This window comes from Oleiagrimonas soli, from assembly GCF_000761445.1.
In the GTDB taxonomy this organism is placed as follows: Bacteria; Pseudomonadota; Gammaproteobacteria; order Xanthomonadales; family Rhodanobacteraceae; genus Oleiagrimonas; species Oleiagrimonas soli.
The window spans coordinates 2,555,838-2,579,863 of sequence record NZ_KN196470.1; the positions used below are offsets into that span (position 1 = coordinate 2,555,838).

General features: G+C 68.3%; 24 protein-coding genes and 1 tRNA gene. 15 read left to right on the forward strand and 10 right to left on the reverse strand.

The window, feature by feature from the left end; genetic code table 11:
- Positions 1 to 57: 57 nt before the first annotated feature.
- The 9 genes from ftsY to LF63_RS11475 all read left to right on the forward strand — a co-directional run bounded on the left by ftsY (position 58) and on the right by LF63_RS11475 (position 8,091).
- Positions 58 to 1,152 (forward strand): signal recognition particle-docking protein FtsY, encoded by a 1,095-nt coding sequence (ftsY, locus tag LF63_RS11435; RefSeq protein ID WP_081945196.1) that lies wholly within the window; start codon positions 58 to 60, stop codon positions 1,150 to 1,152.
- 3 nt (positions 1,153 to 1,155) lie between these two features.
- Positions 1,156 to 2,220: an AsmA family protein gene (locus tag LF63_RS16315; protein WP_043101938.1), complete on the forward strand. Its 1,065-nt coding sequence runs from the start codon at positions 1,156 to 1,158 to the stop codon at positions 2,218 to 2,220.
- A complete protein-coding gene (gene mutY / locus LF63_RS11445) occupies positions 2,217 to 3,263 on the forward strand; it encodes an A/G-specific adenine glycosylase (RefSeq protein ID WP_043101941.1) in 1,047 nt (348 codons plus the stop codon). Before LF63_RS16315 ends, mutY begins: the two co-directional genes overlap by 4 nt.
- Positions 3,260 to 3,538, forward strand: a complete 279-nt coding sequence (locus LF63_RS11450) for an oxidative damage protection protein (RefSeq protein WP_043101944.1) — start codon at positions 3,260 to 3,262, stop codon at positions 3,536 to 3,538. Before mutY ends, LF63_RS11450 begins: the two co-directional genes overlap by 4 nt.
- Before the next feature lie 91 nt (positions 3,539 to 3,629).
- A tRNA-Phe gene (locus LF63_RS11455) sits at positions 3,630 to 3,705 on the forward strand.
- Positions 3,706 to 4,064: 359 nt separating this feature from the next.
- Positions 4,065 to 4,535, forward strand: coding sequence for a Csu type fimbrial protein (locus LF63_RS11460; protein ID WP_200877549.1), 471 nt, complete (start codon positions 4,065 to 4,067; stop codon positions 4,533 to 4,535).
- Positions 4,536 to 4,543: 8 nt separating this feature from the next.
- On the forward strand, positions 4,544 to 5,269 hold the full coding sequence (locus tag LF63_RS11465; RefSeq protein WP_052394993.1) for a fimbrial biogenesis chaperone: 726 nt from the start codon (positions 4,544 to 4,546) through the stop codon (positions 5,267 to 5,269).
- A 16-nt stretch (positions 5,270 to 5,285) separates the two neighbouring features.
- The gene (locus tag LF63_RS11470; RefSeq protein ID WP_043101949.1) at positions 5,286 to 7,598 is read left to right on the forward strand and encodes a fimbria/pilus outer membrane usher protein; all 2,313 of its coding nucleotides are present in this window, start codon (positions 5,286 to 5,288) and stop codon (positions 7,596 to 7,598) included.
- Positions 7,588 to 8,091: a Csu type fimbrial protein gene (locus tag LF63_RS11475; RefSeq protein ID WP_052394995.1), complete on the forward strand. Its 504-nt coding sequence runs from the start codon at positions 7,588 to 7,590 to the stop codon at positions 8,089 to 8,091. Before LF63_RS11470 ends, LF63_RS11475 begins: the two co-directional genes overlap by 11 nt.
- 100 nt (positions 8,092 to 8,191) lie before the next feature.
- Here the strand turns inward: LF63_RS11475 and LF63_RS11480 are convergent, their stop codons facing one another.
- From LF63_RS11480 to LF63_RS11490, 3 genes are all read right to left on the reverse strand, one after another.
- Positions 8,192 to 9,925, reverse strand: a complete 1,734-nt coding sequence (locus LF63_RS11480) for an endonuclease (protein ID WP_052394996.1) — start codon at positions 9,923 to 9,925, stop codon at positions 8,192 to 8,194.
- A gap of 178 nt (positions 9,926 to 10,103) precedes the next feature.
- Positions 10,104 to 11,975: a DNA helicase RecQ gene (gene recQ, locus LF63_RS11485; RefSeq protein WP_081945199.1), complete on the reverse strand. Its 1,872-nt coding sequence runs from the start codon at positions 11,973 to 11,975 to the stop codon at positions 10,104 to 10,106.
- 125 nt (positions 11,976 to 12,100) lie between these two features.
- Positions 12,101 to 12,439 carry an MGMT family protein gene (locus LF63_RS11490; protein ID WP_043101951.1) on the reverse strand — a complete coding sequence of 113 codons (339 nt, stop codon included), beginning with the start codon at positions 12,437 to 12,439 and terminating at the stop codon, positions 12,101 to 12,103.
- A 46-nt stretch (positions 12,440 to 12,485) separates the two neighbouring features.
- Between LF63_RS11490 and LF63_RS11495 the strand changes: the two genes are divergently transcribed.
- Together LF63_RS11495 and LF63_RS11500 are read left to right on the forward strand one after the other, a co-directional pair.
- A complete protein-coding gene (locus tag LF63_RS11495; protein WP_043103767.1) occupies positions 12,486 to 12,890 on the forward strand; it encodes a hypothetical protein in 405 nt (134 codons plus the stop codon).
- An 83-nt stretch (positions 12,891 to 12,973) separates the two neighbouring features.
- Positions 12,974 to 13,669 (forward strand): SDR family oxidoreductase, encoded by a 696-nt coding sequence (locus LF63_RS11500; protein ID WP_043101953.1) that lies wholly within the window; start codon positions 12,974 to 12,976, stop codon positions 13,667 to 13,669.
- Positions 13,670 to 13,760: 91 nt separating this feature from the next.
- Here LF63_RS11500 and LF63_RS11505 read toward each other — a convergent pair whose 3' ends face one another.
- Positions 13,761 to 14,885 (reverse strand): inorganic phosphate transporter, encoded by a 1,125-nt coding sequence (locus LF63_RS11505; protein WP_184655103.1) that lies wholly within the window; start codon positions 14,883 to 14,885, stop codon positions 13,761 to 13,763.
- A 10-nt stretch (positions 14,886 to 14,895) separates the two neighbouring features.
- Positions 14,896 to 15,525, reverse strand: coding sequence for a DUF47 domain-containing protein (locus LF63_RS11510; RefSeq protein WP_043101955.1), 630 nt, complete (start codon positions 15,523 to 15,525; stop codon positions 14,896 to 14,898).
- Between the two features lie 176 nt (positions 15,526 to 15,701).
- Here LF63_RS11510 and LF63_RS11515 point away from each other — a divergent pair, with 176 nt between their 5' ends.
- Both LF63_RS11515 and LF63_RS11520 read left to right on the forward strand, forming a co-directional pair.
- Entirely contained in the window at positions 15,702 to 17,030 is a 1,329-nt protein-coding gene (locus LF63_RS11515; RefSeq protein WP_052394998.1) for a hemolysin family protein, read from the forward strand.
- Positions 17,027 to 17,629: an exopolysaccharide biosynthesis protein gene (locus tag LF63_RS11520; protein WP_052395000.1), complete on the forward strand. Its 603-nt coding sequence runs from the start codon at positions 17,027 to 17,029 to the stop codon at positions 17,627 to 17,629. The genes LF63_RS11515 and LF63_RS11520 overlap by 4 nt, the downstream gene beginning before the upstream one ends.
- Before the next feature lie 15 nt (positions 17,630 to 17,644).
- Here LF63_RS11520 and LF63_RS11525 read toward each other — a convergent pair whose 3' ends face one another.
- The gene (locus LF63_RS11525; RefSeq protein WP_043101957.1) at positions 17,645 to 18,400 is read right to left on the reverse strand and encodes an RNA methyltransferase; all 756 of its coding nucleotides are present in this window, start codon (positions 18,398 to 18,400) and stop codon (positions 17,645 to 17,647) included.
- Positions 18,401 to 18,696: 296 nt separating this feature from the next.
- Here LF63_RS11525 and LF63_RS11530 point away from each other — a divergent pair, with 296 nt between their 5' ends.
- Positions 18,697 to 19,500 (forward strand): inositol monophosphatase family protein, encoded by an 804-nt coding sequence (locus LF63_RS11530; protein WP_043101958.1) that lies wholly within the window; start codon positions 18,697 to 18,699, stop codon positions 19,498 to 19,500.
- A gap of 176 nt (positions 19,501 to 19,676) precedes the next feature.
- On the opposite strand, the gene hda is transcribed toward LF63_RS11530, so the two are convergent.
- From hda to LF63_RS11550, 4 genes are read right to left on the reverse strand one after another with little or no spacing between them, the layout of a single operon-like run.
- Complete coding sequence (gene hda / locus LF63_RS11535) at positions 19,677 to 20,378, reverse strand: DnaA regulatory inactivator Hda (protein WP_043103776.1); 702 nt, start codon at positions 20,376 to 20,378, stop codon at positions 19,677 to 19,679.
- Entirely contained in the window at positions 20,374 to 21,510 is a 1,137-nt protein-coding gene (locus LF63_RS11540; RefSeq protein WP_043101961.1) for an AI-2E family transporter, read from the reverse strand. Before LF63_RS11540 ends, hda begins: the two co-directional genes overlap by 5 nt.
- Positions 21,500 to 22,096 (reverse strand): CDP-alcohol phosphatidyltransferase family protein, encoded by a 597-nt coding sequence (locus tag LF63_RS11545; RefSeq protein ID WP_043101965.1) that lies wholly within the window; start codon positions 22,094 to 22,096, stop codon positions 21,500 to 21,502. Before LF63_RS11545 ends, LF63_RS11540 begins: the two co-directional genes overlap by 11 nt.
- Positions 22,097 to 22,120: 24 nt before the next feature.
- Complete coding sequence (locus tag LF63_RS11550; RefSeq protein ID WP_043101968.1) at positions 22,121 to 22,810, reverse strand: DUF2066 domain-containing protein; 690 nt, start codon at positions 22,808 to 22,810, stop codon at positions 22,121 to 22,123.
- A 164-nt stretch (positions 22,811 to 22,974) separates the two neighbouring features.
- Here LF63_RS11550 and purM point away from each other — a divergent pair, with 164 nt between their 5' ends.
- Positions 22,975 to 24,012 carry a phosphoribosylformylglycinamidine cyclo-ligase gene (gene purM / locus LF63_RS11555; RefSeq protein WP_043101970.1) on the forward strand — a complete coding sequence of 346 codons (1,038 nt, stop codon included), beginning with the start codon at positions 22,975 to 22,977 and terminating at the stop codon, positions 24,010 to 24,012.
- The last annotated feature ends 14 nt before the right edge of the window (positions 24,013 to 24,026 follow it).

Consider the following 24,026-nt stretch of genomic DNA (forward strand, 5'->3'; position numbering starts at 1 on the left):
TGGTGTGGGTTGCGGGTGATACCATGGCGGTCTGGATTGTCCTCATTTCCGCGCCTCATGCTCAAGTTCTGGAAGAAGAAAAACGACCCCGCCGCCGACAAGCGCGAGGCCGCGCACGGCGACGCCGATGCCGAGGCGCCGCGCGACGAAGCCGTGCGCGACGATGTCGCGACGCCGGCGGAAGCGGAAACCGAAGCACCGTCGAGGGCGCCCGAGACCGCCGAAGCGGCTGCCGAACCGCCGCGCAGCTGGCGCGAGCGACTGGGCGGCAGCAGCTTCGCACGCGGTCTGGGCGGACTGTTCAAGCGCAACCCGCCGCTGGACGACGCCCTGCTCGACGAGCTGGAAACCCTCCTCATCACCTCCGACGTCGGCGTCACCGCCAGCACCGCGCTGGTCGAGGCGCTGCGTCCGCGTGTGCGCAAGCGCGAGTTCGTCGACGCCGGCGCGTTGCGACAAGCGCTGCGACAAGCGCTGATCGAACAGCTCAGGCCCGTGCAGCAACCGCTGGACGTGAGCGCCCGCCAGCCGTTCGTGATGCTGGTGGTCGGCGTCAACGGCGTCGGCAAGACCACCACCATCGGCAAGCTCGCCCACCATCATCTGGCCGCGGGGCGCAAGGTGATGCTGGCGGCCGGCGACACGTTCCGCGCCGCCGCCGTCGAACAGCTCAAGACCTGGGGCGAGCGCAACCGGGTGCCGGTCGTGGCGCAGGGTCAGGGTGCGGACTCGGCCAGCGTCATCTTCGACGCCCTGCAGGGCGCGCAGTCGCGCAAGGCCGATCTGCTGATCGCCGACACCGCCGGCCGCCTGCACACCCAAGGCGGCCTGATGGACGAACTCGGCAAGATCGCCCGTGTACTGAAGAAACTCGACCCGGACGCGCCGCACGAGGTGCTGATGGTGATCGACGGCACCACCGGCCAGAACGCGATCAGCCAGGTGCGTCAGTTCCACCAGGCCATCGGCGTCACCGGTCTGGTCGTGACCAAGCTCGACGGCACCGCACGCGGCGGCGTGGTGTTCGCCCTGGCGCGCGAATTCGGCCTGCCGATCCGTTACATCGGTCTCGGCGAGGGCATCGCCGACCTGCGTCCGTTCGACGCCGAGGCCTACGTCGACGGCCTGCTACCCGCCGAAACGGACGCCTGATCCATGTCCCGACGCCTGCGCATCACGCTTCTATCGATCGCCGGCGTCGTTCTGGCGTTGGTGATCGCCGCGCTGATCGTCGCCTACGTCCTGCTGCGCCCCGCGCGCTTCACCGAGACGCTGCGCGGCGCGGCGCGCAACGCCGGCCTCGAACTGACCCTGAGCGCACCGGCGCGACCGACCTTGTGGCCGCGACCGGGCGTGCAGTTGCAGGGCATGCAGGTGTTCGCCAAGAATCAGGCCGACCCGATCCTGATCGCCGACCACGGCCAGATCGTGGTGCCGTGGCGCACGCTGTTCGGCGGACCGACGGCCATCAACCGGCTCGAACTGGACTCCCCGCGACTGGACCTGAATCAGCTGCAGCTCGCGCTCAGCGCCCTGCCGAGCAAGCCGGGCGGCGGCGCAAGTCTGCCCAGCATCGACGCAGGCATCGCGATCCACAACGGCACGCTGGTGCGAAACAATGCCGTGCTGCTGCAGAACGCCAGTCTGCAGACCGGCGCGCTGTTGCCGGGCCACCCGTTCTCGCTGACGGCTTCGGGCGAATCGGCCTCGGGCGAAGATCTGCGTCTGTCGCTGACGTTCACGCCGCAGAAGAACCCGCAGGGCGCCATCGATCTGCGCCAGTTGCGTCTGAACGCCTATGGCGACAAGGACTCGAAACTGCAGCTCAGCGGCGAAGCGCAATGGCTCGGCGGACCGAAGCTGTCCCTCGCGCTCAAGGGCGACATGACGCTGCACGGCGGCCAGCTTTACCAACTCGACGTCGGCTCGGATGCCGCCGACACCCGTCTCGGCGGCCGCCTGCACGTGAAGATCCAGGGACCGAAGACCTCGGCCGACCTGCAGCTCTCGCCGCTCGAACTGAGCGCGTGGTGGAAACGCATCGCCGGCGACCACCCCCCGGGACCGCTGCCGCCGCCTCCGGTGGACGGCAGCCTCGATGCCGACGCACTGTCGTTCGGCGACGTGCAGATCAAAGGCCTGAAGCTGCGCTCGGGCACGGCCGTACCGGCGGTGGCCGGCAGCAGCGCACCCGCCGTACAGAGCGCCGAAACGAAGTGAAATCGATCGCCGCCCCGCTGCTGGCCTGGTTCGACCGCCACGGCCGCCATGACCTGCCCTGGCAGCATCCGCGCAGTGCGTACCGCGTGTGGCTGTCGGAGATCATGCTGCAGCAGACCCGCGTCGAAACGGTCATCGACTATTTTCAGCGCTTCGTCGAGGCCCTGCCCACGCTCGCCGACCTGGCCGCCGCGGACGAAGACACCGTGCTCGCCCTATGGTCCGGTCTGGGCTACTACCGACGCGCCCGCTTCCTGCATCGCGCCGCGCGCCTGTGCGTGCAGCAGCACGGCGGCGAACTGCCGCGCGACTTCGAGGCGCTGGCCGCGCTGCCCGGCATCGGCCGTTCGACCGCTGGCGCCATCCTGTCACAGGCGCACGGGCTGCGCTTCCCGATTCTCGACGGCAACGTCAAGCGTGTACTGACGCGCCTGCACGGCATCCACGGCCATCCGGGCCAGAGCGCGGTGGAAAAACAGCTGTGGGCGCTGGCCGAGCAGCACACGCCACACCAACGACTGGCCGACTACACGCAGGCCATCATGGATCTCGGCGCGACCCTGTGCACGCGCAGCCGCCCGCGCTGCGAAGCCTGCCCATTGCACGCAAGCTGCGTGGCTTATGCGCAAGACCTGACCGCCGAACTGCCGACCCCCAAACCGACCCGCGCGATACCCACGCGACGCACACACATGCTGCTGCTGCGCGATGCCGAGCAGCGCATTCTGCTGCAGCGACGCGACCAGCCCGGCGTGTGGTCCGGGCTGTGGAGCCTGCCCGAAGCCGAAAGCGACGACGACGCGAAACGCCGGGCCGCCGAACATGCGAAGGTGCACGAACCGCGCGCGCTGAACGCGTTCACCCATGTGTTCAGCCACTACCGCCTACGCATCCAGCCGCTGCTGTTCGAGGCTGCGGCACCGACGCCGCGAATCGCCGATAATGACGATCTTCGCTGGTGCGGCCGCGACCAGATCGACGCCCTCGGCCTGCCCGCACCCGTACGCAAACTTTTGAACGACACCTGGGAGTCCGACGCATGACGCGCACCGTGCACTGCGCCAAACTCGACATCGACGCCGACGGCCTGGATTTCGCCCCCTGGCCGGGCCCGCTGGGCAAACGCGTCTACGAACACATCTCGCGCCAGGCCTGGCAGCAGTGGATGGCGCATCAGACCATGCTCATCAACGAATACCGCCTCAACCCGCTCGACCCCGAGGCGCGCAAGTTCCTGGAAACTCAGATGAAGAGCTTCCTGTTCGACGAAGGCGACCTCGCCCAGCCCGAAGGCTACGTGCCTCCCGAAGCCGACTGATTCGCACGCATGGCTTGACGCAGCCGCGCGCAATCGATTTAATACGCGGCTTCGCGCGGCGCTCAACGCAGCCTCGCGAGCATCCCAATTCGGCCGGGTAGCTCAGTTGGTAGAGCAGGGGATTGAAAATCCCCGTGTCGGCGGTTCGATTCCGTCCCCGGCCACCATGTATTCAACGGTCTGCAGCTTTGCGGGCCGTTTTTTTTTTGCTTGCGAAACAAGGCCTGCGTCCACGCATGAAATCGCGGAACACGGCGCGGGCATCGAGCCGCGTCGATGCGAGAAACGCTGCGTGCCGCCACGGGGCAGTGAGCGCACAGCCGTTCGGGCGACCTCAGCCCGAATGCATTGACAATCGCCCTCGCCGACCTATGCTGAATGCGCAGTGCCTCAAGTCCCGGCACGGAAGAACGCGGGGGCGCATGGTTGTCAACGATCCGGGAGGGATGTCATGACGACTAGCAACATGCAGGCTGCCGGCCAGCGCGGCCGGTCATCGCGGAAGGCTCTGGCATGGGGAAGCGCGATGCTCCTCGCCTGCCTTGCGTGCGGCGCCGCCGACGCGGCAACGACTTCGACCACCTTTTCCGTCAATGCCACCGTGCTGGCGAGTTGCGCGATCTCCGCGACCAACCTGAACTTCGGCAACTACGACCCCGGCTCGGCCACGCCCGACGACGCCACAAGCACTGTCAGCGTGCAGTGCTCGACCGGCACGTCCTATGCGGTTTCGCTCGATGCCGGCACCACCAGCGGTTCGACGCTGACCAGCCGCAACATGTCCGACGGCATCGCATCCACGCTGAATTACCAGCTCTACACGGACGCCGCGCACACCACCGTGTGGGGCGACGGCAGCGGCTCGACGCTGACCAACTCCGGCGTGGGCACCGGTTCGAGTTCGCAGGACTACACCGTGTACGGACGCGTGCCGATCAGTCAGTTCGTGACCAGCGGCGCCTACTCGGACACCATCACCGCCACCGTCTCCTACTGAGCGTCAACGTGCTCTCCGCGCTGCGACGCATCCTCGGCGGCGCCCTGCTGCTGGTCGGTCTGGCCGCGGGCTCGGCGTCGGCCGGCTCGCTCTCGGTCGCGCCGACGACGGTGAAGCTGGACGCCAAGGGCGGCGCCGCCGTGCTCTACGCTATGAACCGCGGCGACCAGCCGATCATGGTGCAGGTCGAGGGCTACGCCTGGGTCCAGCGCGGCGGCACGGATCGTCTGATCGCCACCGATGCACTGCAGCTGAGTCCGCCGATGGCGCGCATCGCGCCGGGCGAGAAGCAGACCATACGCCTGCGCGTCACACCTTCCACGCAGCCGCACGAGCGCAGTTTCCGTCTGCTGGTCAGCGAACTGCCCGACCCGAACCACAAGACCTCCGACGGCGTGCGCGTGCTGCTGCAATTCAGTGTGCCGGTGTTCGTCGACGACCGCGCACACGAGGCGCCCGCGCTGCACTGGGAAGCGCAGCGCACGCCGGACGGCATCCGCGTATCGGTGCGCAACCGCGGCGCGGGCTACGCGAAGCTGGTCGATCTGACGGCGGTCGCGCCCGACGGCTCGCGCCATCCGCTGACCGCCAAGAGCCTGAACTACGTGCTGGCCGGCGCCGAGCGCAGCTGGACGCTGTCGCATCTGCCGCACGCGCCTGCGCAACTGCGCATCGAAGGCCGGGAACTGCACGGCAATACCGCGCTGCATGCCGCCGTCACCGTGCGGGACTAGCCCGCCGATGCACCGGTTGCGCGCCCGGGGATGCCTGCTCGCGTGCCTGCTGCTGGTCGGCCCGCAACTCGCCTACGGCGCGCATCCCGCCGTGCGCTTCGAGCTCGACAACCGTGATCTTCTGCTGCAAGTCTGGATCAACGGCCGCAACACGCAACTGGATGCGGCCGTGATCCAGCGCAACGGCGATCTGTGGATGGACCGCGACACGCTCGCCGCCGCCGGACTGCGCTTCCAACGCGACGATCCGGTCGGTCCCCGCGTGGATCTCTCGAAGCTCGCCGGCATCCATGTCCAGCTCGATGAAACCGGGCAACGCCTGCTGATCGATGCCGCCGGCGACCGCCTGCAACCCGAACGCATCCACGTCGATGCCCCACGCCTGGCCACGCCCGATCCCACTGCTTCGGGCATGGTGCTGAACTACGACGTGACCGCCGCGCATGACCAGCGCGGCGGCAGCAACGGCGGCGCGACGCTGTCGGCCGTGCTGTTCCGCCCGCGCTGGCGCTTCGCCAACTCGGGATTCAGGCTGTACGGCGCGGGCATCCAGCGCACCGTGCGTCTGGATTCGTCGCTGGTCATGGACCGTCCCGACGCGCTGCGGCAGTGGGTGATCGGCGACGCCGTGTCCGACAGCCTGCGCTGGTCGCGGCCGGTGCGCTTCGCCGGCCTGCACGTCGGCACCGATTTCTCGCTGCAGCCGCAGATGCGCACCTTTCCCCTGCCCGGCTTCCTCGGTTCGACCACGGTGCCGTCGAACCTCGACGTCTACGTCAACGCCGCGCACGTGCTCGACAAGCCGGTCGCACCGGGGCCGTTCCGCGTCGACGACATTCCGGTCGACGCCGGTCGCAACGTCGCCACCCTGGTGGTTCGCGACCTGCTCGGCCGCGAACAGACGCAAACCGTGCCGTTCTATGCATCCGACCGCCTGCTGCGCCCGGGGCTCAGCGACTACAGCTTCGACGCCGGCTTCCTGCGCCGCGACTACGGCCTGCGCAGCTTCGCCTACGGCACGCCCGCCGCCCTGCTCACCGTGCGCCACGGCGTGCACCGCAACCTGACGCTCGAAGCGCACGCCGAGGCCGGGCGCGACACCGCGCTGTTCGGCGGCGGCGCGTCCATCGCGGTGCAACCGCTGGGCATCCTCGAAATCGACGCAGCGACCAGTATGCACAACGGGCGGCAAGGACACCTGATCGCCCTCGCCGCCAGCGGCCAGACGCGGTCCTTGAGCCTGTTCGGCCGCTTCGAGCTGAGCTCGCGCGACTACCGCGACGTCGGCTCGCTGTATGATCTCGCGCCGGCGCGACGCCGTCTGCAGCTCGGCGCCAGCACCGTGCTCGACCGGCGCGGCACGCTCACGGCCTCGTGGATCGACGTCGACCAGCGCGTGTACCGCACGCAACTGGTTTCGCTCAGCTACGCGCATGCATTCGGCGACGGCGTCTACGTCAGCATCGGCTCGCTGTACGATCGCAGCGGCAACGACTGGCAGGGCCAGCTGTCGCTGACGATTCCGCTCGGCACGCACGACCTCTCGGCCTTCGCGCGCCGCGACCGCCGCGACGGCGACGCCGCCGGCATGACGCTGAGCCGCCCGGCCAACCCCGACGGCGGCTTCGGCTACCGCCTCGGCGCATACACCGGCCCTACCGACATCCGCGAAGCCGACGCCACCTGGAACGCTCCGCACGCCACGCTGCGCGCCGGCGTCTCGCGCATCGACGAGGACACCAACGCACGCATCGGCGCGTCCGGCGCGCTGGTCCTGATGGGGTCGAACACCTACGCTGCGCGCCGCACCGGCGACGCCTTCGCGGTCGTCGACGCCGGCGCTGCGGGCCTGCCGATCTACCGCGAACACCGCCCCGTGGCCGTGACTGGCGCGAACGGCACGGCGCTGGTCACCGATCTGAACGCGTACGCGACCAATCACCTGTCGATCGATCCGACCGACTACCCCATGAACGTCATCGTCGAACATCCGGAACGCGACGTGGTGCCGCGACGCGACAGCGGCGTGCGCGTGGACCTGGCGCCGCAGGTCGCGCATCCCGTGCTGGTCACGCTGCAACTGGAAGACGGCCGCGACCCGCCGCTCGGCGCCCGCGTCGCCATCGACGGACGCGCCGACTTGCTGGTGGTCGGGAGACACGGCAAGGTGTTCATCGAGGACATCCCGACGCCGTTGTCGGGCACCGTGCGCAGCGGCCGCCTGCGCTGCCGTTTCCGCATCGCGCCGCCGCCGGCGAATACGCACGGACGCATCCCGACCGAAGGACCGATCCCATGCCTGCAGAGCGATGGACGCCATGAACCGTGATCGACGACGACTACGCGCCGCGTGCGCCGGCATCGTGCTGCTCGGTCTCGGACTGATCGCGCCGCGCGCGCAGGCCGCCGTCTGCGGCACGGTGCTCAGCCCGGTATCGGCCTCGGCCACCGCCGTGAACTTCGGCGTCTACGACCCGGCCTCTGGCAACGCGGACCAGAGCAGCGGCACCGTCACCGTCAGCTGCGGCATTCCGCTCGACGTGCTGCCCAGCTTCACCATCAGCCTGTCGCGCGGACAAGCCGCCAGCTACGCGCCGCGGCGCATGGCGTCAGGCGCCAACACGCTGTCCTACAACCTGTACACGGATGCCGCGCGCGCGACCGTCTGGGGCGATGGCAGCGCCGGTACCAGCACGGTCACCCGCAGCGGCACGCTGCTGCTCGGGTCCGTCAGCCTGACGGTCTACGGCGCGGTGCCCACCGGGCAGTACGTCGCGCCCGGCAGCTACGCCGACACGATCACGGTCACCGTGTCGTACTGAGTCATTGCACAAACAAAAGGCCCGCCTCCGAAAAGACGGGCCGAATGGTTTTACTGCCGCCGGATCCCGCGGCGAAGCACGGGACCCGCTCAGGCAGCGATCACTGCGTGCATTGGTTCTGGAACACGCAGGCGATCCACTCCGGATGGTCGACGAACGGATTGCGGTTGCCCTGATAGGACTCGACCGTGTCGTTCTGCAGACGCTCGTAGTCGGACACCGGATCCTGCTGCGCCCACTGCAGCAGCACCGACAGCTTGCCCATGTAGGCCTTGCCTGTGGCGTTGCCGCCGGTGGTGACGATCTTGGACATGTCGTCGGTCAGCACCAGGTCCGGCTCGGCGTAGCCGGTGTACGGATTGGTGCCGCCCTCGAAGCGCACGTCCATGTACAGCAGCGCACGCGCGACGTCGCCGCGCTTGCCCATCCACACTTCCCAGATGGTGCCGTCGGTCCAGTTCGAGTTGCCCGGATAGGTCCCGGTGCCGCCGCCGATGCCGTCGTTGGCGACGGTCGGATACTCCGTGCACGACGCGCTGCAACTGCCGTAGGGCTTGTTGCCGCGTGCGCTGTTGTCGGCAATGTTGGCGATCATCAGCATGTGCAGGTCGGTGTAGGCGTAGTTGTCCGCGCCGTCGTTCGGGAAGCCGTAGGAATTGGGCCAGGTGTGCTCGCGGTTGTACTCGGTGTTGCCGCCGGTTTCCTTGGGCACGCTCTTGTTGGTGTACAGCTCGATGACGTTGTTGGCGTTCCACGGATCCTGCTCGGCCGCGGCCATCACGTCCCAGGTGTCGGTGGTCGAGGCGGTGTACGGAATCTTCGTCACCTGCTCGATCAGCGTGTGCAGCGAGTTGCGCAGCGCGGTCGGGCTGCTGGTGTCGACGTTGGCGTAATAACCGCTGCCGCCGCCCGAACCGCCACCGCCACCGCTGGGCGCGGTCCAGGTCGCCTCCAGGGTGACGTTGCTGTAACTGTTGTAGCCGTACAGCTTCACGTAGTACGTGCCGGCCTGCGTGGTCATGGTGCAGGTTTCGTTGTTGCCGGCGGTGTACGGGCGGCAGTCGTAGCTGCTCAGCGTCGGCTCGGCACCCAGTTTCACGTACATGTCGGCATCGCCGGAGCCGCCGGACATCGTGATGACGAGGTTGCTGGCGCCCGACGGAATGTCGACGGTGTACGCCTGCGAGAACGCGCCCTGGCTGCCGGAGATGCCGCTGACCGGCACGCCGTTCTGCAGGCTGCTGCCGCTACCCGTGCCACCGCCCGAGCCGCCGCCGGAAGACACGAAGGTCTCGCCCGGGTTGCACTGGCCGAAACTCGACGTACCCGGCGCCAGCCAGGTGAAGTCGCTGGCGTAGGAACCGCTGCCGGACAGCTGCAGCGACTGCCCCACCGGCGTGGCGCTGCCTTCGCTGACGCCGATGTCGGTGCTGGTCACGCCCGAGGCCGGACCGGAGGTCGCGGTGAACGAACCTTCGTAGCTGATGAACTGGCGCACGATGCCGCTGCCGTCGATCAGCGCGATGCCGTCGGGCGCGCCGTTCTGGATGCCCGGCGTCGATACCGTGGTCACGCCGTAGCCGCTGCACTGGTCGGACAGCGTGCCCGACAGCGTGTAGGTGGCGTAGCTGGCGCCGTTGCTGCCGTTGTACAGCACCACCTGCCAGCCGGACAGATTGGTGCCGGCCGGACCGGCGATCTCGACCGCCTCGCCGGTGTCGGTGCCGCTGTTGTCGTAATGGATTTCGTTGATGAAGGTCTGCGAGTCGGCAAACGCCGGCGCGATCCAGACCAGTGCGGCGATCATCGCCAGCACGCGAACGTACGAACGCATGTTGCTCCCCTCCCTGAATACAAGTCTTTTCAGACTAGCGGGCGGGATGCGTCATGCGTGTGACGACGGGCCGTCGAAACTGTGACGAGGTTCATGCAGGCGCATAACCACGGCGTTTTCCGCCGTCACGCGCATGCGTCTGAAGCCGGCTTGCATGCACGGATTCGGCAAATACGGGTCATGCGTCCCCGGCGTTCAGCACATCCAGGAACTGCTCGCCGTAGCGCTCCAGTTTGCGCGCGCCGACGCCGCTGATCGCGGCCAGCGCCTCGCGGTCGGCGGGACGCTCGCGCAGCATCGCGTACAGGGTCGCGTCGTGAAAGATCACGTACGCCGGCACGCCCTGCTCCTTGGCAAGCTTCGCGCGCGCTTCGCGCAGGGCCTGCCACAGACGCTCCTCGTGCGGCGCGATGTCGAGACTGCCGCGCTCGCCGCCCGAAGCAGACGTGCGCCGACTGGCGCGGCGCTGGCTGCGGTCCGGTTCGCGGCGCAACTGCAGACGGCTCTCGCCGCGCAGCACGGGACGCGCCGCTTCGGTCAGCTGCAGCGTGCCGTAGCCTTCCGCATCCGGCATCAGCAGTCCATGGGCGACCAGTTGGCGAAAGACGCCGCGCCATTGCCGTGCGTCCAGGTCATGACCGATGCCGTGCACGCTGAGATGATCGTGCCCCTGCGCCTGGATGCGTTCGTTGTCCTTGCCCAGCAACACATCGACCAGATAACCCACACCGTAGCGCTGCCCGGTCCGGTACACGCACGAGAGCGCCTTCTGCGCGGCCTCGGTGGCGTCCCAGGTCGGTGGCGGTTCGAGGCAGTTGTCGCAGTTGCCGCAGGGCTGTTCCAGCGTCTCGCCGAAGTAGCCCAGCAAGTGCTGCCGACGGCAACGCGTGGTCTCGGCGAAGGCCAGCAAGGCATCGAGCTTGGCGCGTTCCAGACGCTTGCGCTCCTCGCTGGCTTCCGATCGCTGGATGAACTGCGCCAGCGTGACCAGATCGCCGAGTCCGTACGCCATCCAGGCCTCGGCGGGCAATCCGTCGCGGCCGGCGCGACCGGTTTCCTGGTAATAACCCTCCAGGCTCTTGGGCAGATCCAGGTGCGCGACAAAGCGCACGTCCGGCTTGTCGATGCCCATGCCGAAGGCGATGGTCGCGCACATCACGATACCGTCCTCGCGCAGGAAGCGCTGCTGATGCGCCGCACGCGTCTCGGCGTCGAGGCCGGCGTGATACGGCAGCGCGTTCACGCCCTGCTCCTGCAGCCACGCGGCGGTCTCCTCGACCTTGCGCCGCGACAGGCAGTAGACGATGCCCGACTCGTCCTCGTGACCGGCCAGGAACGCCTTCAGCTGCGGCCGCGCCTGCTCCTTGTGCACGACGCGGTAGCGGATGTTCGGCCGGTCGAAGCTGGACACGAACTGCTCGGCCTCGTTCAGCGCCAGGCGCTCGACGATCTCGCGCCGCGTCGGCGCGTCGGCCGTCGCCGTGAGCGCGATGCGCGGCACCTGCGGAAAGCGCTCGTGCAGCACGGTCAGCTGACGGTATTCCGGGCGGAAATCGTGCCCCCACTGCGACACGCAATGGGCCTCGTCGATGGCGAACAGCGACAGCTCGACCCGCCCCAGCAATTCCAGGAAACGCCCGGTCAGCAGACGCTCCGGCGCCACGTACAGCAGCTTCAGCCCGTCGGCCAGAAACCGCCGTTCGACCTCGGCCTGCGCCGCGCCGTCGAGGCTGGAATTGAGAAACGCCGCCTCCACGCCGACCTGATTCAGCGCCTCGACCTGGTCCTGCATCAGCGCGATCAATGGCGACACCACGATCGCCGTACCCGGCCGCATCAGCGCAGGCAACTGGTAGCACAGCGATTTGCCGCCGCCGGTCGGCATCAGCACCAGTGCATCGCCGCCGTGGATGACATGCTCGATGATGGCCTGCTGCGGCCCGCGGAACGCGGTATAGCCGAACACGCGGCGCAGGGTCTGCAGGGCTTCGGAGGACGTCGCGGCCGACACGGAGGAAGCAGCGGCGGCAGCGGCGGTGGAATCGGTCATGAACGCTCGGGCACTACGTGAGGAAGGCGGGACGGCGCGCGCCGTCATCCCGCGATGCTAGCAAAGCGCCCGGCCCGCACCCAGCGTCGTCGCACGCGGGATGCCGTCCGCCGCTGTCCTGCGCATCAGTCGGGGATGCCCCACAAGGCGCGATCGAGATCGTGATCGAGGCCGAAATCCTGCATGCGGATGCGGCCATTGCGCACCTCGACGCCTTCGGCGCGCAGGCGCTCGGTCTGTTCGCGGAACCCGCGGCTGCCCGGCTCGAAGGCAATGCGCCCATCCGCGCGCAGCACGCGGAACCACGGCAGTTCCATGCCCTCGGTACGGTAGCCGAGCACCTTGCCGACCATGCGCGCGCGGCCCGGCAGCCCGGCGCGTGCGGCAATCTGCCCGTAGCTGGCCACGCGGCCCGGCGGAATCGCGGCCACGGCCTGCAAGATGCGTCGATACTCGGCCTTCATGGGCGCTACGCTACCATTGCCGGCGAATCTCACGGGAATGCATGCCATGCAGCACTTCGAAGCCATCCGTTCGCATCTGGGCAGCCAGTACCCGCTGCGCCACAACGACCCCTACCTCATCAGTTTCGACGTGGCCCTGGCCGACGGCCGTTCCCAGGGCATGTACCTGGCTGAACTCGAAGACGAGGGCGAGCGCAAGTATCTGCGCATCTCCACGCCCATCGGCCCGCTGGTCGGCACCGACGCCCGCCGCTGCCTGCGCTTCAACTGGGCGCAGCGCGTGGGCTATCTGGCGGTCAGCGATCTCGACGGCTCGCCGTATATCCATCTGTGCGAGAACCGTCCGTACGACCTGCTGACCCAGGAGGAACTGGAAGGCCTGATCGTCGAACTGGCGAATCTGGGCGACCAGCTGGAAAAAGCCATCTCCAGCGAGAACGACGCGTTCTGAACGACACTACCCGCGCCACGCGTTCGGGGCCGCGCGACGCGCTGTGGGATAATCCGCGACCGCATTCGTTCACGGAGCAAGGCATGACTCAGCACACCGCGATCATCACCGGCGCCGGCGGCGCCATCGCCGGCCACATCGTCAAGGCCTTCACCAGGGCCGGCTGGAAGCTCGGTCTGGTGGCCTACAACGAAGCCGAGAAGACGCGGCTGGAACGCGACCACGACGGCATGCTCACGGTGCAGATCGACCTGGTCGACGAGAGCAAGGCACGCGAAGGCATGGCCGAATTGCAGAAGCGCCTGGGCCATGTCGACGCGCTGCTCAACATCGCCGGTGGCTTCGACATGAGCGGCGCCACCGAAACCAGCAGCCAGCAGCTCGAAGCGCAGCTGGACATCAATTTCCGCACCGCCTTCAACGCCACCCGCGCCGTGCTGCCGGGCATGCTGGAAGCCGGCAAGGGCTTCGTGCTGGGCGTGGGCGCGGACGCCGCGCTCGACGGCGGCGCGTCGAAGGGTCCCTACGCGGCGGCCAAGGCCGCGTTGATCGCGTGGCTGAAGTCGGTGCACGCCGAGGTCGCGTCGAAGGGCGTCAACGTTGCGGTGATGTATCCGATGGGCGCGGTCGACACCATCGGCAACCGCGAGGCGATGCCGGACGTCGATCCCGCCAGCTGGATCGATCCGGAGGAACTGGCCGCCACCGCGCTGCATCTGGCCACGCGCAGCCCGCGCGGCCGCATGCTCGAAGCCAAGGTCTTTCCGCCGGCGGCCTGAGGTCGTACGACACACGACGCGCAATAGCAAAACGCAGACGGCGGAACCGGGCGTTCCGCCGTCTCGCTGATCGGCTAGACCGTCCGCGCGATCAGAACAGCCACTGCGAACCGCGGAACAGTCCGTAGGCGATCAGCGCGGTGATCGGCAGGGTCAGAATCCACGCCCACACCATGCGTTCGACCACGGTCCAGCGGATCGCATTGAAGCGCTTGGCCGCGCCCACGCCCATGATCGCCGCCGACACGTTGTGCGTGGTCGACACCGGGATGCCAAACACCGAGGCGATGATGATGACCACGGCCGCGCTGCTCTCGGCGGCGAAGCCGTTGATCGGGTGCAGCTTGACCATGTTGTGGCCCAGCGTCTTGATGATGCGCCAGCCGCCGCCGGCCGTACCCGCCGCCATGGTCAGCGCGCACACCGCCGCCACCCATGCCGGCACCGGAAATCCGCCGTTGGCATCCTCCGGAATCTGCAAAAAGTGCAGCCAGTGCGGCAGATGGTCGAGGCTGCCGGCGGCGGTCGCACCGGCCAACGCCAGGGCGATGATGCCCATCGACTTCTGCGCGTCGTTCATGCCGTGCGACACACCCATCGCGGCCGCGGAAACGATCTGCGCCTTGCCGAAGAACGCGTTGACGAACGGCGTGCGTCCGTAGCGGTGCAGACGCCCACTGCGATTGTTGAACCAGGCGAACAGCGCATACAGCAGCCCCATCACGGTAATGCCGAGCACGAAGCCCATCACCGGCGACACCACCATCGGCACGATCACCTTGGGAATCACGCCGTGTCCCTGCCACCAGTGCGCGCCGCCGCGGAACCAGATCACCGCGTCGAACTTGCCGCTGGATGCAGCCACGGCCGCGCCGACCAGACCGCCGACCAGCGCGTGACTGGAGCTGGACGGCAGGCCCCACCACCATGTGATGAGGTTCCAGACCACCGCGCCCAGCAAAGCGCAGATCAGGAATTCCGGTCCCACGGAAACGATGCCCGAATCGACCAGGCCCGAGGCGATGGTCTTGGCCACGGCCGTGCCCCACAGGGCGCCAACGAGATTGGTGATCGCCGCCAGCACCACCGCCTGACCCGGCGACAGCACCTTGGTCGCGACCACCGTGGCGATCGAGTTGGCGGTGTCGTGGAAGCCGTTGATGTAGGTGAAGGCGAGCGCGATCACCATCGTCACGATGAGCATGTCCAGGCTCATGGCGGCGACCTCAGGAGTTCTTCAGCACGACGGAGTACGTCACGTTGCCGACGTCGCGGCATTTGTCGATGGCGCGTTCGAGCAACTCGTACAGGTCCTTGACCAGCACCATGCGCACCGGGTCGGTGCTCTTGACGTACATCTCGCGGTACGGCTCCAGCAGCAGGCGGTCGGCTTCCGACTCCAGCGCCTGCAGACGATCCTGCAGTTTGCGCATGGCGTCGATGCGCATGCCCTTGCGCAGCTGGCCGATCATCTCGCGCACCACGTCGGAGGCGCGCATCAGCAGCTCGGTGCGCTGGGTGAAGTCGATGCCATGCAGACGGTCGTTGACCATCGCGTAGCGCTCGGCGAACTTCTCCACCGTCTTCGGAATCTTGTACAGCGCGGCGTTCAGCGCCTCGATGTCCTCGCGGTCGAGCGCGGTGACGAAGGTGTTCACCAGCTCCTCGCTGATCTGCTGGGCCAGGTCCTTCTCGCGCTTGCGCGCGGCCGAGAACGCGGCGATGTCGGGACTGCCGCCGCCGGGGCTGACCAGCTTGTGCACGGCGCGCGCGCTGTCACGCGCCGCATCCGCGCTCTGCTCCAGAAGTCCGTAGAACTTGTCGCCCTTGCCGAAGATGGTTTGCAGTGAGAACACGGTCGGACCGCTCCTGTGGTTTTTCGGGACGCGCCGAACGATGCGCGAATCGGACCATTGTAACCGTACTGTCACATTTCTCCGCACTCACTGAACGTCCGCCGCGACGACACTGCGTGCGCCGGGCAAACCCGGTTACACTGCCAACGGACTTCACCGAGACGCACCGAGCGCGCATGCTGACCGAACTGGGACTGATCCTGCTGTTGTCGATTCTCAACGGCTTCTTCGCCCTGTCCGAAATGGCCATCGTGGCCTCGCGCAAGAGCCGCCTGAAGCAGATGGCGCGGCACAGTGCGCGCGCTCGGGTGGCCCTGCAGCTGGCCGAGCATCCGGACCGATTCCTGTCCACCGTACAGGTCGGCATCACCCTGGTCATGCTGATCACCGGCGCCGTGACCGGCGCCGCGCTGGGCGCGCGCTTCACCGCGATCGTCCGCGCGCTGGACATGGCCTGGCTGTCGCCCTACGCGACGGCCAGCGGCTGGCTGATCGGTTTCGTCATCGTGACCACGGTGCAGATCGTGATCGGCGAGCTGGTGCCCAAGCGCGTGGCGCTGGTCGCGCCCGAACGCCTGGCTTCCGCCATCGCCGTGCCCATGCTGCTGCTGTCGCGGCTGGTCGCGCCCTTCGTGTGGGTGCTCAACGGCGCCAGCACGCTGATCCTGAAACTGCTGCGCCTGAACAAGGCGCGCCGCTCGGCGGTGACCGAGGAGGAAATCCGCCTGCTGGTGGCCGAAGGCGTCGAACAGGGCGTGCTGGATGCCGACGAGCGCAACATGGTCAACCGTGTGCTGCGCCTGGGCGACCGCCCGGTCGACAGCGTGATGACGCCGCGCACGCGCATCGCCTGGCTCGACGCCGCCGCCTCGCGCGAGGAAAACCTGCAGGAGCTGCAGGCGCATTCGTTCTCGCGCTTCCCGGTCTACCGCGGCGACGAGAGCGAGGTGCTGGGCGTGGTCGAGGTCAAGCGCATGCTCGACGGCATGCTGCGCGGCGAAACCGATCTGTTCCGCGACCTGGTCAAGCCGCTGTACATCCCCGAGACGGCGCGCGCGCTGGACCTGCTGGAATCGTTCCGCGATGCCGACACGCAGATGGCCCTGGTGGTCGACGAATACGGCGACATCGAGGGCCTGGTCACGCTCAACGACGTGCTCTCCGCCGTGGTCGGCCAGAGCCAGCCCGGCGAGGGCGGCGAGCAGTCGCCTATCATGCGCCATGCCGACGGCAGCTGGCTGGTCGAAGGCAGCCTGGCGACCGAAGACCTGCGCGAACTGCTGCACCTCGATCATCTGCCCAACGAGGACGAGCACGACTTCAACACCGTCGCCGGCATGGTGATGACGGCCTTCGCGCGCATCCCGCAGGTCGGCGACGCCTTCAGCTGGCGCGGCTGGCGCTTCGAGGTCGCGCGCGTCGACGGCGCGCGCATCGACCGCGTGCGCATCGTGGCCGAGCCCGGCAAGGGCCACGCCGTCGCACCCCAGGCCGAACACGCGTGAATCCCGGCCACGAGCGGCGCACCACGCGCATCCTCGCCGACACCGTGGCGGCGCAGGAAGGCGAATTCATCACCCTGGACGCGCTGCTCGCGCCACTGCACGCGCGCGCCTTCGGCTGTCTCCTGCTGCTGCTGGCGATCCCGAACTTCATTCCCGCGCCGCTGGGCATCGGCGGCATCATGGGGTCGATGATCATCGTGCTCGGTCTGCAGATGCTGATCGGCATGGAGCAGCCGTGGATGCCGCGGCGGCTGCGCTTTCGCCCGCTGCGTTGCACCTCCGTGCGCAAGTTCCTCGACCGCACGCTGCCGGTGCTGCAACGGCTCGAACGCATGTGCAAGCCGCGCCTGCAGTCGCTGACGGACCGCCCGGTCAGCATCGTCACCGGGCTGTTCCTGACCCTGCTCGGCATCCTGCTGGCGCTGCCGATCCCGTTCACCAACTACCTGTTCGGCGTGTTCATGCTGGCCTACGCCATTGCCCTGATCGAGCGCGACGGCGCCCTGCTGATCGGTTTGTGGGTGCTGTCGGTCGCGGTGTTCGTGCTGGCGGCGATCTTCAGCAGCGTGGTGCTGGACGCGATGGCGAAGATGTTCTGAGAACGCGGGCGCGGCTCAGCCTTCGCCCTGCGCGCGCCGTTGCACGCGCTGCGCCTCGGCCAGGATGCCATGCAGGATGCGCAACTCGCGCTGATCCGGTTCGGCGCGCAGAAACAGCTTGCGCAGACGCAGCTCGATGGTGCGCGGCGAGCGCCCCTTGTGAAAATCGATGTCGTGCAGCGCCTGCGACAGATGCGTGAAGAACTGCTCCATCTGCGCCAGATCGGCCGGCGGGTCCTTCGGTTCCGGCAGCTCCGGCGCCGCGCCCTGCAGGCTGGCCAGGCGCATCTCGTAAGCCACCACCTGCACCGCCTGCGCCAGATTCAGCGAGCTGTAGTCCTCGACGCTGGGAATGCGCACCATCGCGTGGCAGTGCGCCAGCTCCTCATTGGCCAGACCGCTCTGCTCGTTGCCGAACACCAACGCCACCTCGCGGCCTTCGCGCGCCGCCTGCCAGGCCTGCTCGGCGGCCTGTTCGGGCGTCAGCTCGGGCAGCGTGACGCCGCGCCGGCGCGCGCTCAGGCCGAACGCCAGGCTGCATCCGGACAATGCCGAAGGCAGATCGTCGTGCACCCGCGCCGCCTCCAGCACGCCGGGCGCACCGGCCGCCAGGGCATCGGCCTCGGGATCGGGGTAGCGATGCGGCGTCACCAGGTCGAGGCGGTCGAAGCCCATGGTGCGGATGGCGCGCGCGGCGCTGCCGATATTGCCGGGGTGCGAGGTGCGCACCAGCACGTAGCGGACGCGCGCGGAAGCCTGGGAATCGGTCATCGGGATCACGGACATCGGTCGACGGACAAACCGCAGAGTCTACTAGCAGCGCGGCCGCCAGGAACGAGCGAGGCAGATCGGCGGCAGCGGGAGCACGGCATGTCGACGATTCGCCGGTGCGCGGCCGTTGCCGTGAGTCAGGAATCGCGAGAGCCGAACCGGGCCATCGACCGTGCAGCCCGGTCGGTTTGCGTCACGCAGACACGCGGGGATTGGGCGCGGCCTTCCAGCTCTGCTAAGCTTGCGCGCCGTTGCGTCCGACGCAACACCCCGTTCTTTGCAAGCCTTCGACGACCATGCCCAGACCCGCAGTCAATGTGGCGGCCCGTGCCGCGCGCGCCGCAGGAAATGTCATCCTGCGCTACATGAATCGCCTCGACAGCGTCGCCGTGGTCGAGAAGCAGCGCATGGACTTCGTGTCCGAAGTCGACCGCGCCGCCGAGGCCGAGATCATCCGCGAACTGAGGCGCGCCTATCCGCGCCACTCGTTCCTGGGCGAAGAATCGGGTCTGACCGGCAAGGGCGACCTGATGTGGGTCATCGACCCGCTCGACGGCACCCACAACTACCTGCGCGGCATCCCGCATTTCTCCGTCTCCATCGCCATGCTGGAGAAAGGCGAGCCGGTGTACGGCGTGATCTACGACCCGCTGCGCGACGAGCTGTTCACCGCCAGCAAGGGCGACGGCGCCTACCTCAACGACCGCCGCATGCGCGTCGGCAAGCGCGAGTCCCTGGACGGCGCGATGCTGGCCACGGGCTTCCCCTTCCGCCAGCGCGCCCACCTCGATGCGCAGCTGGAAATGACCCGCCTGCTGCTGACCCAGGCCGAAGACCTTCGCCGCACCGGTTCGGCCGCGCTGGACCTCGCCTACACCGCGGCCGGGCGCTTCGACGGCTATTTCGAGATTGGCCTGAAACCGTGGGACATGGCCGCCGGTTGCCTGATGGTGCGCGAAGCGGGCGGCACGTTCGCCGACTTCGCCGGCCGCGACGGCCTGCCGGAGAGCGGCAACCTGATCGCCGCCAACCACCACCTGGTGCGCAGCATGGTCGAGGCCGCCGGCAAGACGCTGCCACCGAAGCTGCTCAAGGCCTGAGCAAGCCTGCGGGCCTCAGGCACAGGGCGCGCAGGCGGACTCTGCCTGTCGTTCACACGCCTTGATCTTGCAGCATCCGTCAGGCGGACAGCGTCTGCCCGACGATCGCGGATATGTACGCACGTGGTGAGACACGGGGCGGGCTCCACTCGCCGCCGGCACACGCCCGAAACGCTTCAGGCACCGCCCCTGAGCAGATTGCGCACGAAGGGCACGGTGACGCGGCGCTTGGCGGCCAGCGACGCGCGGTCGATCTCGTCCAGCAATTCGCTCAGCGCACCCAGATCGCGCGCGTGATGCGCGAACAGCCAATCCAGTACCGCATCGTCGAGTTCGATGCCGCGGGCCTGCGCACGCGTGCGCAGCACGTCGCGGCGCTCGGCCTCGCTCAGCGGACGCAGCATCGCCAGCGTGCACATGCCCAGGCGCGAACGCAGGTCGGGCAACGTCAGCCCCAGCTGCGCCGGCGGCTCACTGCCAGCGAACAGCAGCGTCGCGCCCTCCGCGCGGCAACGGTTGTAGAGATCGAACAGCGCGTGCTCGGCTTCGCGCTCGCCGGCCAGCGCGTCGACGTCGTCCAGCGCCAGCAGATCGCAGCCGCCGCTGCCGCGGATGGCCTGCTCGGCCGGTCCGCGCAGGGCACGCAACGGCAGGTACTGCACGCGCTTGCCGGCCTCGCTGGCGGCCTGACAGGCCGCCGCCAGCAGATGCGTCTTGCCGCTGCCGGCCGGTCCGGCGAGAAACACCCACGGCGCGTCGCCACCCTCCACCGTGCGCTGCACCGCGGCGACGGCGGCGGCGTTCTCGCCGGCGTGGAAATGTTCAAAGCGCTGGCGACGCGGCCAGCGCAGGGCGAGCGGAAGCTGGTTCACGTCAATCGTCCGATTCGCGTACGTCGGGGACGGACGATGCCTGCGTCGCACCGTCTTCGTCCAGCACCGGCGGATCGTGCTCGTGCCCGTACAGGTCGCTGACCCGATAGCGCTCGTAGCCGTAGCGCAGCAGCACCATGATCACGGCCGCCGCCGGCAGCGCCAGCAGCACGCCGAGAAAACCGAACAGATGCCCGCCCGCCAGCACCGCGAAGATCACCGCCACCGGGTGCAGGCCGATCTTGTTGCCGACCAGCCGCGGCACCAGCACGTAGCCTTCCAGCACCTGGCCGATGCCGAACACCACCAGCACCAGCGCGATGTGCATCCAGTCGCCGTACTGCACCAGCGCCGCGATCAGGCTCGCGCCCAGACCGATGATGAAGCCCAGATACGGCACGAAACTGAGCAGGCCGGCCACCATGCCGATCAGCGGTCCGACCGACAGCCCGATCAAGGTCAGTCCGGTGCCGTAGATCACGCCCAGCGCCAGCATCACCAGCAGCTGTCCGCGCACGAACGCGCCCAGCACCTGATCCGATTCGCGCGCCAGGCGGCGGATCACCGGCGCCTGGCGACGCGGCAGCATGCGCTCGATGCGCGCCATCAACACGTCCCAGTCGCGCAGCAGGTAGAACGTCACCACCGGAATCAGCACCAGGTTCGCCAGCCAGGCGATCAGACCGAAGCCCGAGCGCGAGACCTTGCCCAGCACCGCCGCGGCGATGCCGCTGACCGAGCCGATGTGCTGTTTCAGCGTATCGACCAGTTTCTGCGTATCGAAGGCCTCGGCATTCAGATGCAGGTGCGCCTGCAGCCACGGCATAGCCACGCCGCGCACCCACTCGACGTAGCGCGGGATGTTCTCGATCAAGTTGCGGATCTGGTGCTGCAGCAGCGGCACCAGCAGCAGCAGCGCGCCGGCCACGATCAGCAGCATGCAGGCGAACACCAGGCTCACCGCCAGCGTGCGGCTCATTTTCCAGCGTTCCAGACGGTCCGCGATCGGATCGCCGAGGTAGGCGAATCCGGCCGCCACCGCGAACGGCATCAGCACCGGCGCCAGCAGCCACAGCACTCCGAACAGCACCAGGGCCAGAACCAGTCCCTGCCAGCGGCGGGCAATGTCAGGCGTCATGCGGCATCCCCTTGCAACGATTGCGTTGAGCGTGGGCCTCGCGCCGGGCGCGCGCGGCCCAGCGAAGCACGTAGTCGAGACCGCTGGCCACGGTCAGCACGGCCACCAGCCATTGCATCGGCTGCAGATGCAGCGCCGGCAGCGCGCTGCTGCGCAGCAGCACCAGCAGCACGTAGACGATCTGCAGCATGGTGCAGAACTTGGCGATACGGCTCGGTTTGGCCGTGAACGGCCCGATCAGCAGGCGATAGCCCAGCGCGCCGCCGAGAATCACCAGATCGCGCCCCAGCACCAGCAGCGCCAGCCACCACGGCAGCTGCGCCATCAGCGCAAGCACCAGGTAGCTGGTCATGAGCAGCAACTTGTCGGCCGCCGGATCGAGGAACGCGCCCAGTCGGCTGCGCCAGCCGAAGCGGCGCGCCAGCCAGCCGTCCAGCGCATCGGACGAACCGGCCACCAGCGCCAGCCACAGCGCGCTTCCGTAGCGGTGTTCGAGCATCAGCCAGGCGACCGGCACGACCAGCACAATACGCAACGACGAGATCAGGTTGGGCAGATGCCGCCAGATCGTCGCCGCGGGAGTCATGATCGGCACGCGCCCCCGTCGACCTCACCGCAGCCAGCGCAGGCTCAGATCCGCGCCGGGATGCGTCGCGGGATCGAGCTGCAGATGGCCGCCCGCCTGCAAGGAGGGCAGCACATCCGACATGGCGCTACGCGCATGCAGACGCAGCAGCACGCCGTCGCCGTCCGCACCCACCGGTTCGACCGAGGCGACCTGGGCGTTGGCGCGCAGCACGGAAAGCAGTTGCGGAAGATCCAGGCCGGATTGCATCGGCGCGACCCATACCGTGACGTTCTGGCGACTCATGTTCGCCGCGCCGACGCTGCCCGCCATCGCCCCGCCCACCGTCGCGGGACCCGACGTGGCGTTGGCCGCGGCGATCTGCTTCTGCAGGCTGGCGGCGAGCTGCTGCACCGCGGCCGGATCGAACTGCACCTGCAGCACGAACGGCTGCGACGCCCCGCTGGCGCTGCGCGTGTAACGGTAGTCCTGCACCAGCCCCGACGCCGTGCCCAGCGCGTCGGTGTAGCCGGAGGCGGTGGTGATCGAGGCGCCGGCCGTGCGCGTTAGCACCTGCCCGAGCGCCACGGAAAAGGCGTGATCGCGCTGCGCGTCCGAGGTGTCGTTGACCGGAACGGTCGCGCTGTAGCCTATGGCCTGGGCGTGTGCGCGCGGTGCGGCGATACTCGCGCCGGTCAGCGCCAGAGCAAGAATGAACAGGAAACGGATACGCATCGGGGCACTCGCAGAGCGGAATTCATGGCCGCCTTGGGGACGGCTGTTCCTGAAAGTCTGCCCAATTGCGGCTGCAACGTCTATCATGTGCACCCTCGCATCCGCGCGCGTTCCGCACGCCGCGCGACCGTTTCACCCCCTTGCAGCGACCGGATACGAAACGCATGTCCGCCGAAAACGACGCCCTCACCTATCGCGCCGCCGGCGTGGACATCGACGCCGGCAACGCGCTGGTCGAACGCATCAAGCCGATGGTCAAGCGCACCCTGCGGCCCGAGGTCATGGGCGGCCTGGGCGGTTTCGGCGCGCTGTTCGACATGAGCGGTCGCTACCGCGAGCCGGTGCTGGTGTCGGGCACCGATGGCGTCGGCACCAAGCTGAAACTGGCGCAGCAACTGGGCCGCCACGACACCATCGGCATCGACCTGGTCGGCATGTGCGTCAACGACATCCTGGTGCAGGGCGCCGAACCGCTGTTCTTCCTCGACTACTTCGCCACCGGCAAGCTGGACGTCGAGGTCGCCGCCGCCGTGGTCAGCGGCATCGCCCGCGGCTGCGAGCTGTCCGGCAGCGCGCTGATCGGCGGCGAGACCGCCGAGATGCCGGACATGTACCCGCCCGGCGAATACGACCTGGCCGGTTTTTCCGTCGGCGCGGTGGAAAAGTCCGAGCTGCTCGACGGCAGCGCGATCCGTCACGGCGACGTGATCGTCGGCGTGGCCTCGTCCGGCCCGCACTCGAACGGTTACTCGCTGATCCGTCGGGTGCTCGAACGCGCCGGCAGCCCCCTGGACATGGACCTCGACGGCACGCCGCTGGCCGACGCCCTGATGGCGCCGACCACGCTGTACGTCAAGCCGATGCTGGCGCTGCGCAAGCAGGTCGAGGTGCACGGCATGGCGCACATCACCGGTGGCGGCCTGCTGGAAAACATCATCCGCGTGGTGCCCGAAGGTCTCGGCATCGAGCTGGACAGCGGCAGCTGGACCCTGCCCGCCGTGTTCGACTGGCTGCAGCGCGAAGGCAAGCTGGCGCGCGAGGAAATGTGGCGCACCTTCAACTGCGGCATCGGCTTCACGCTGATCCTGGCGGCGGATCAGGCCGACGCCGCCGTCGCCGCGCTGCGCGAGCATGCCCTGCCGGCGCAGGTGATCGGTCGCGTGACGGCCGTTTCGGACGCGCCGCGCGTACGCATCGCCTGACGCCGCGACGCACG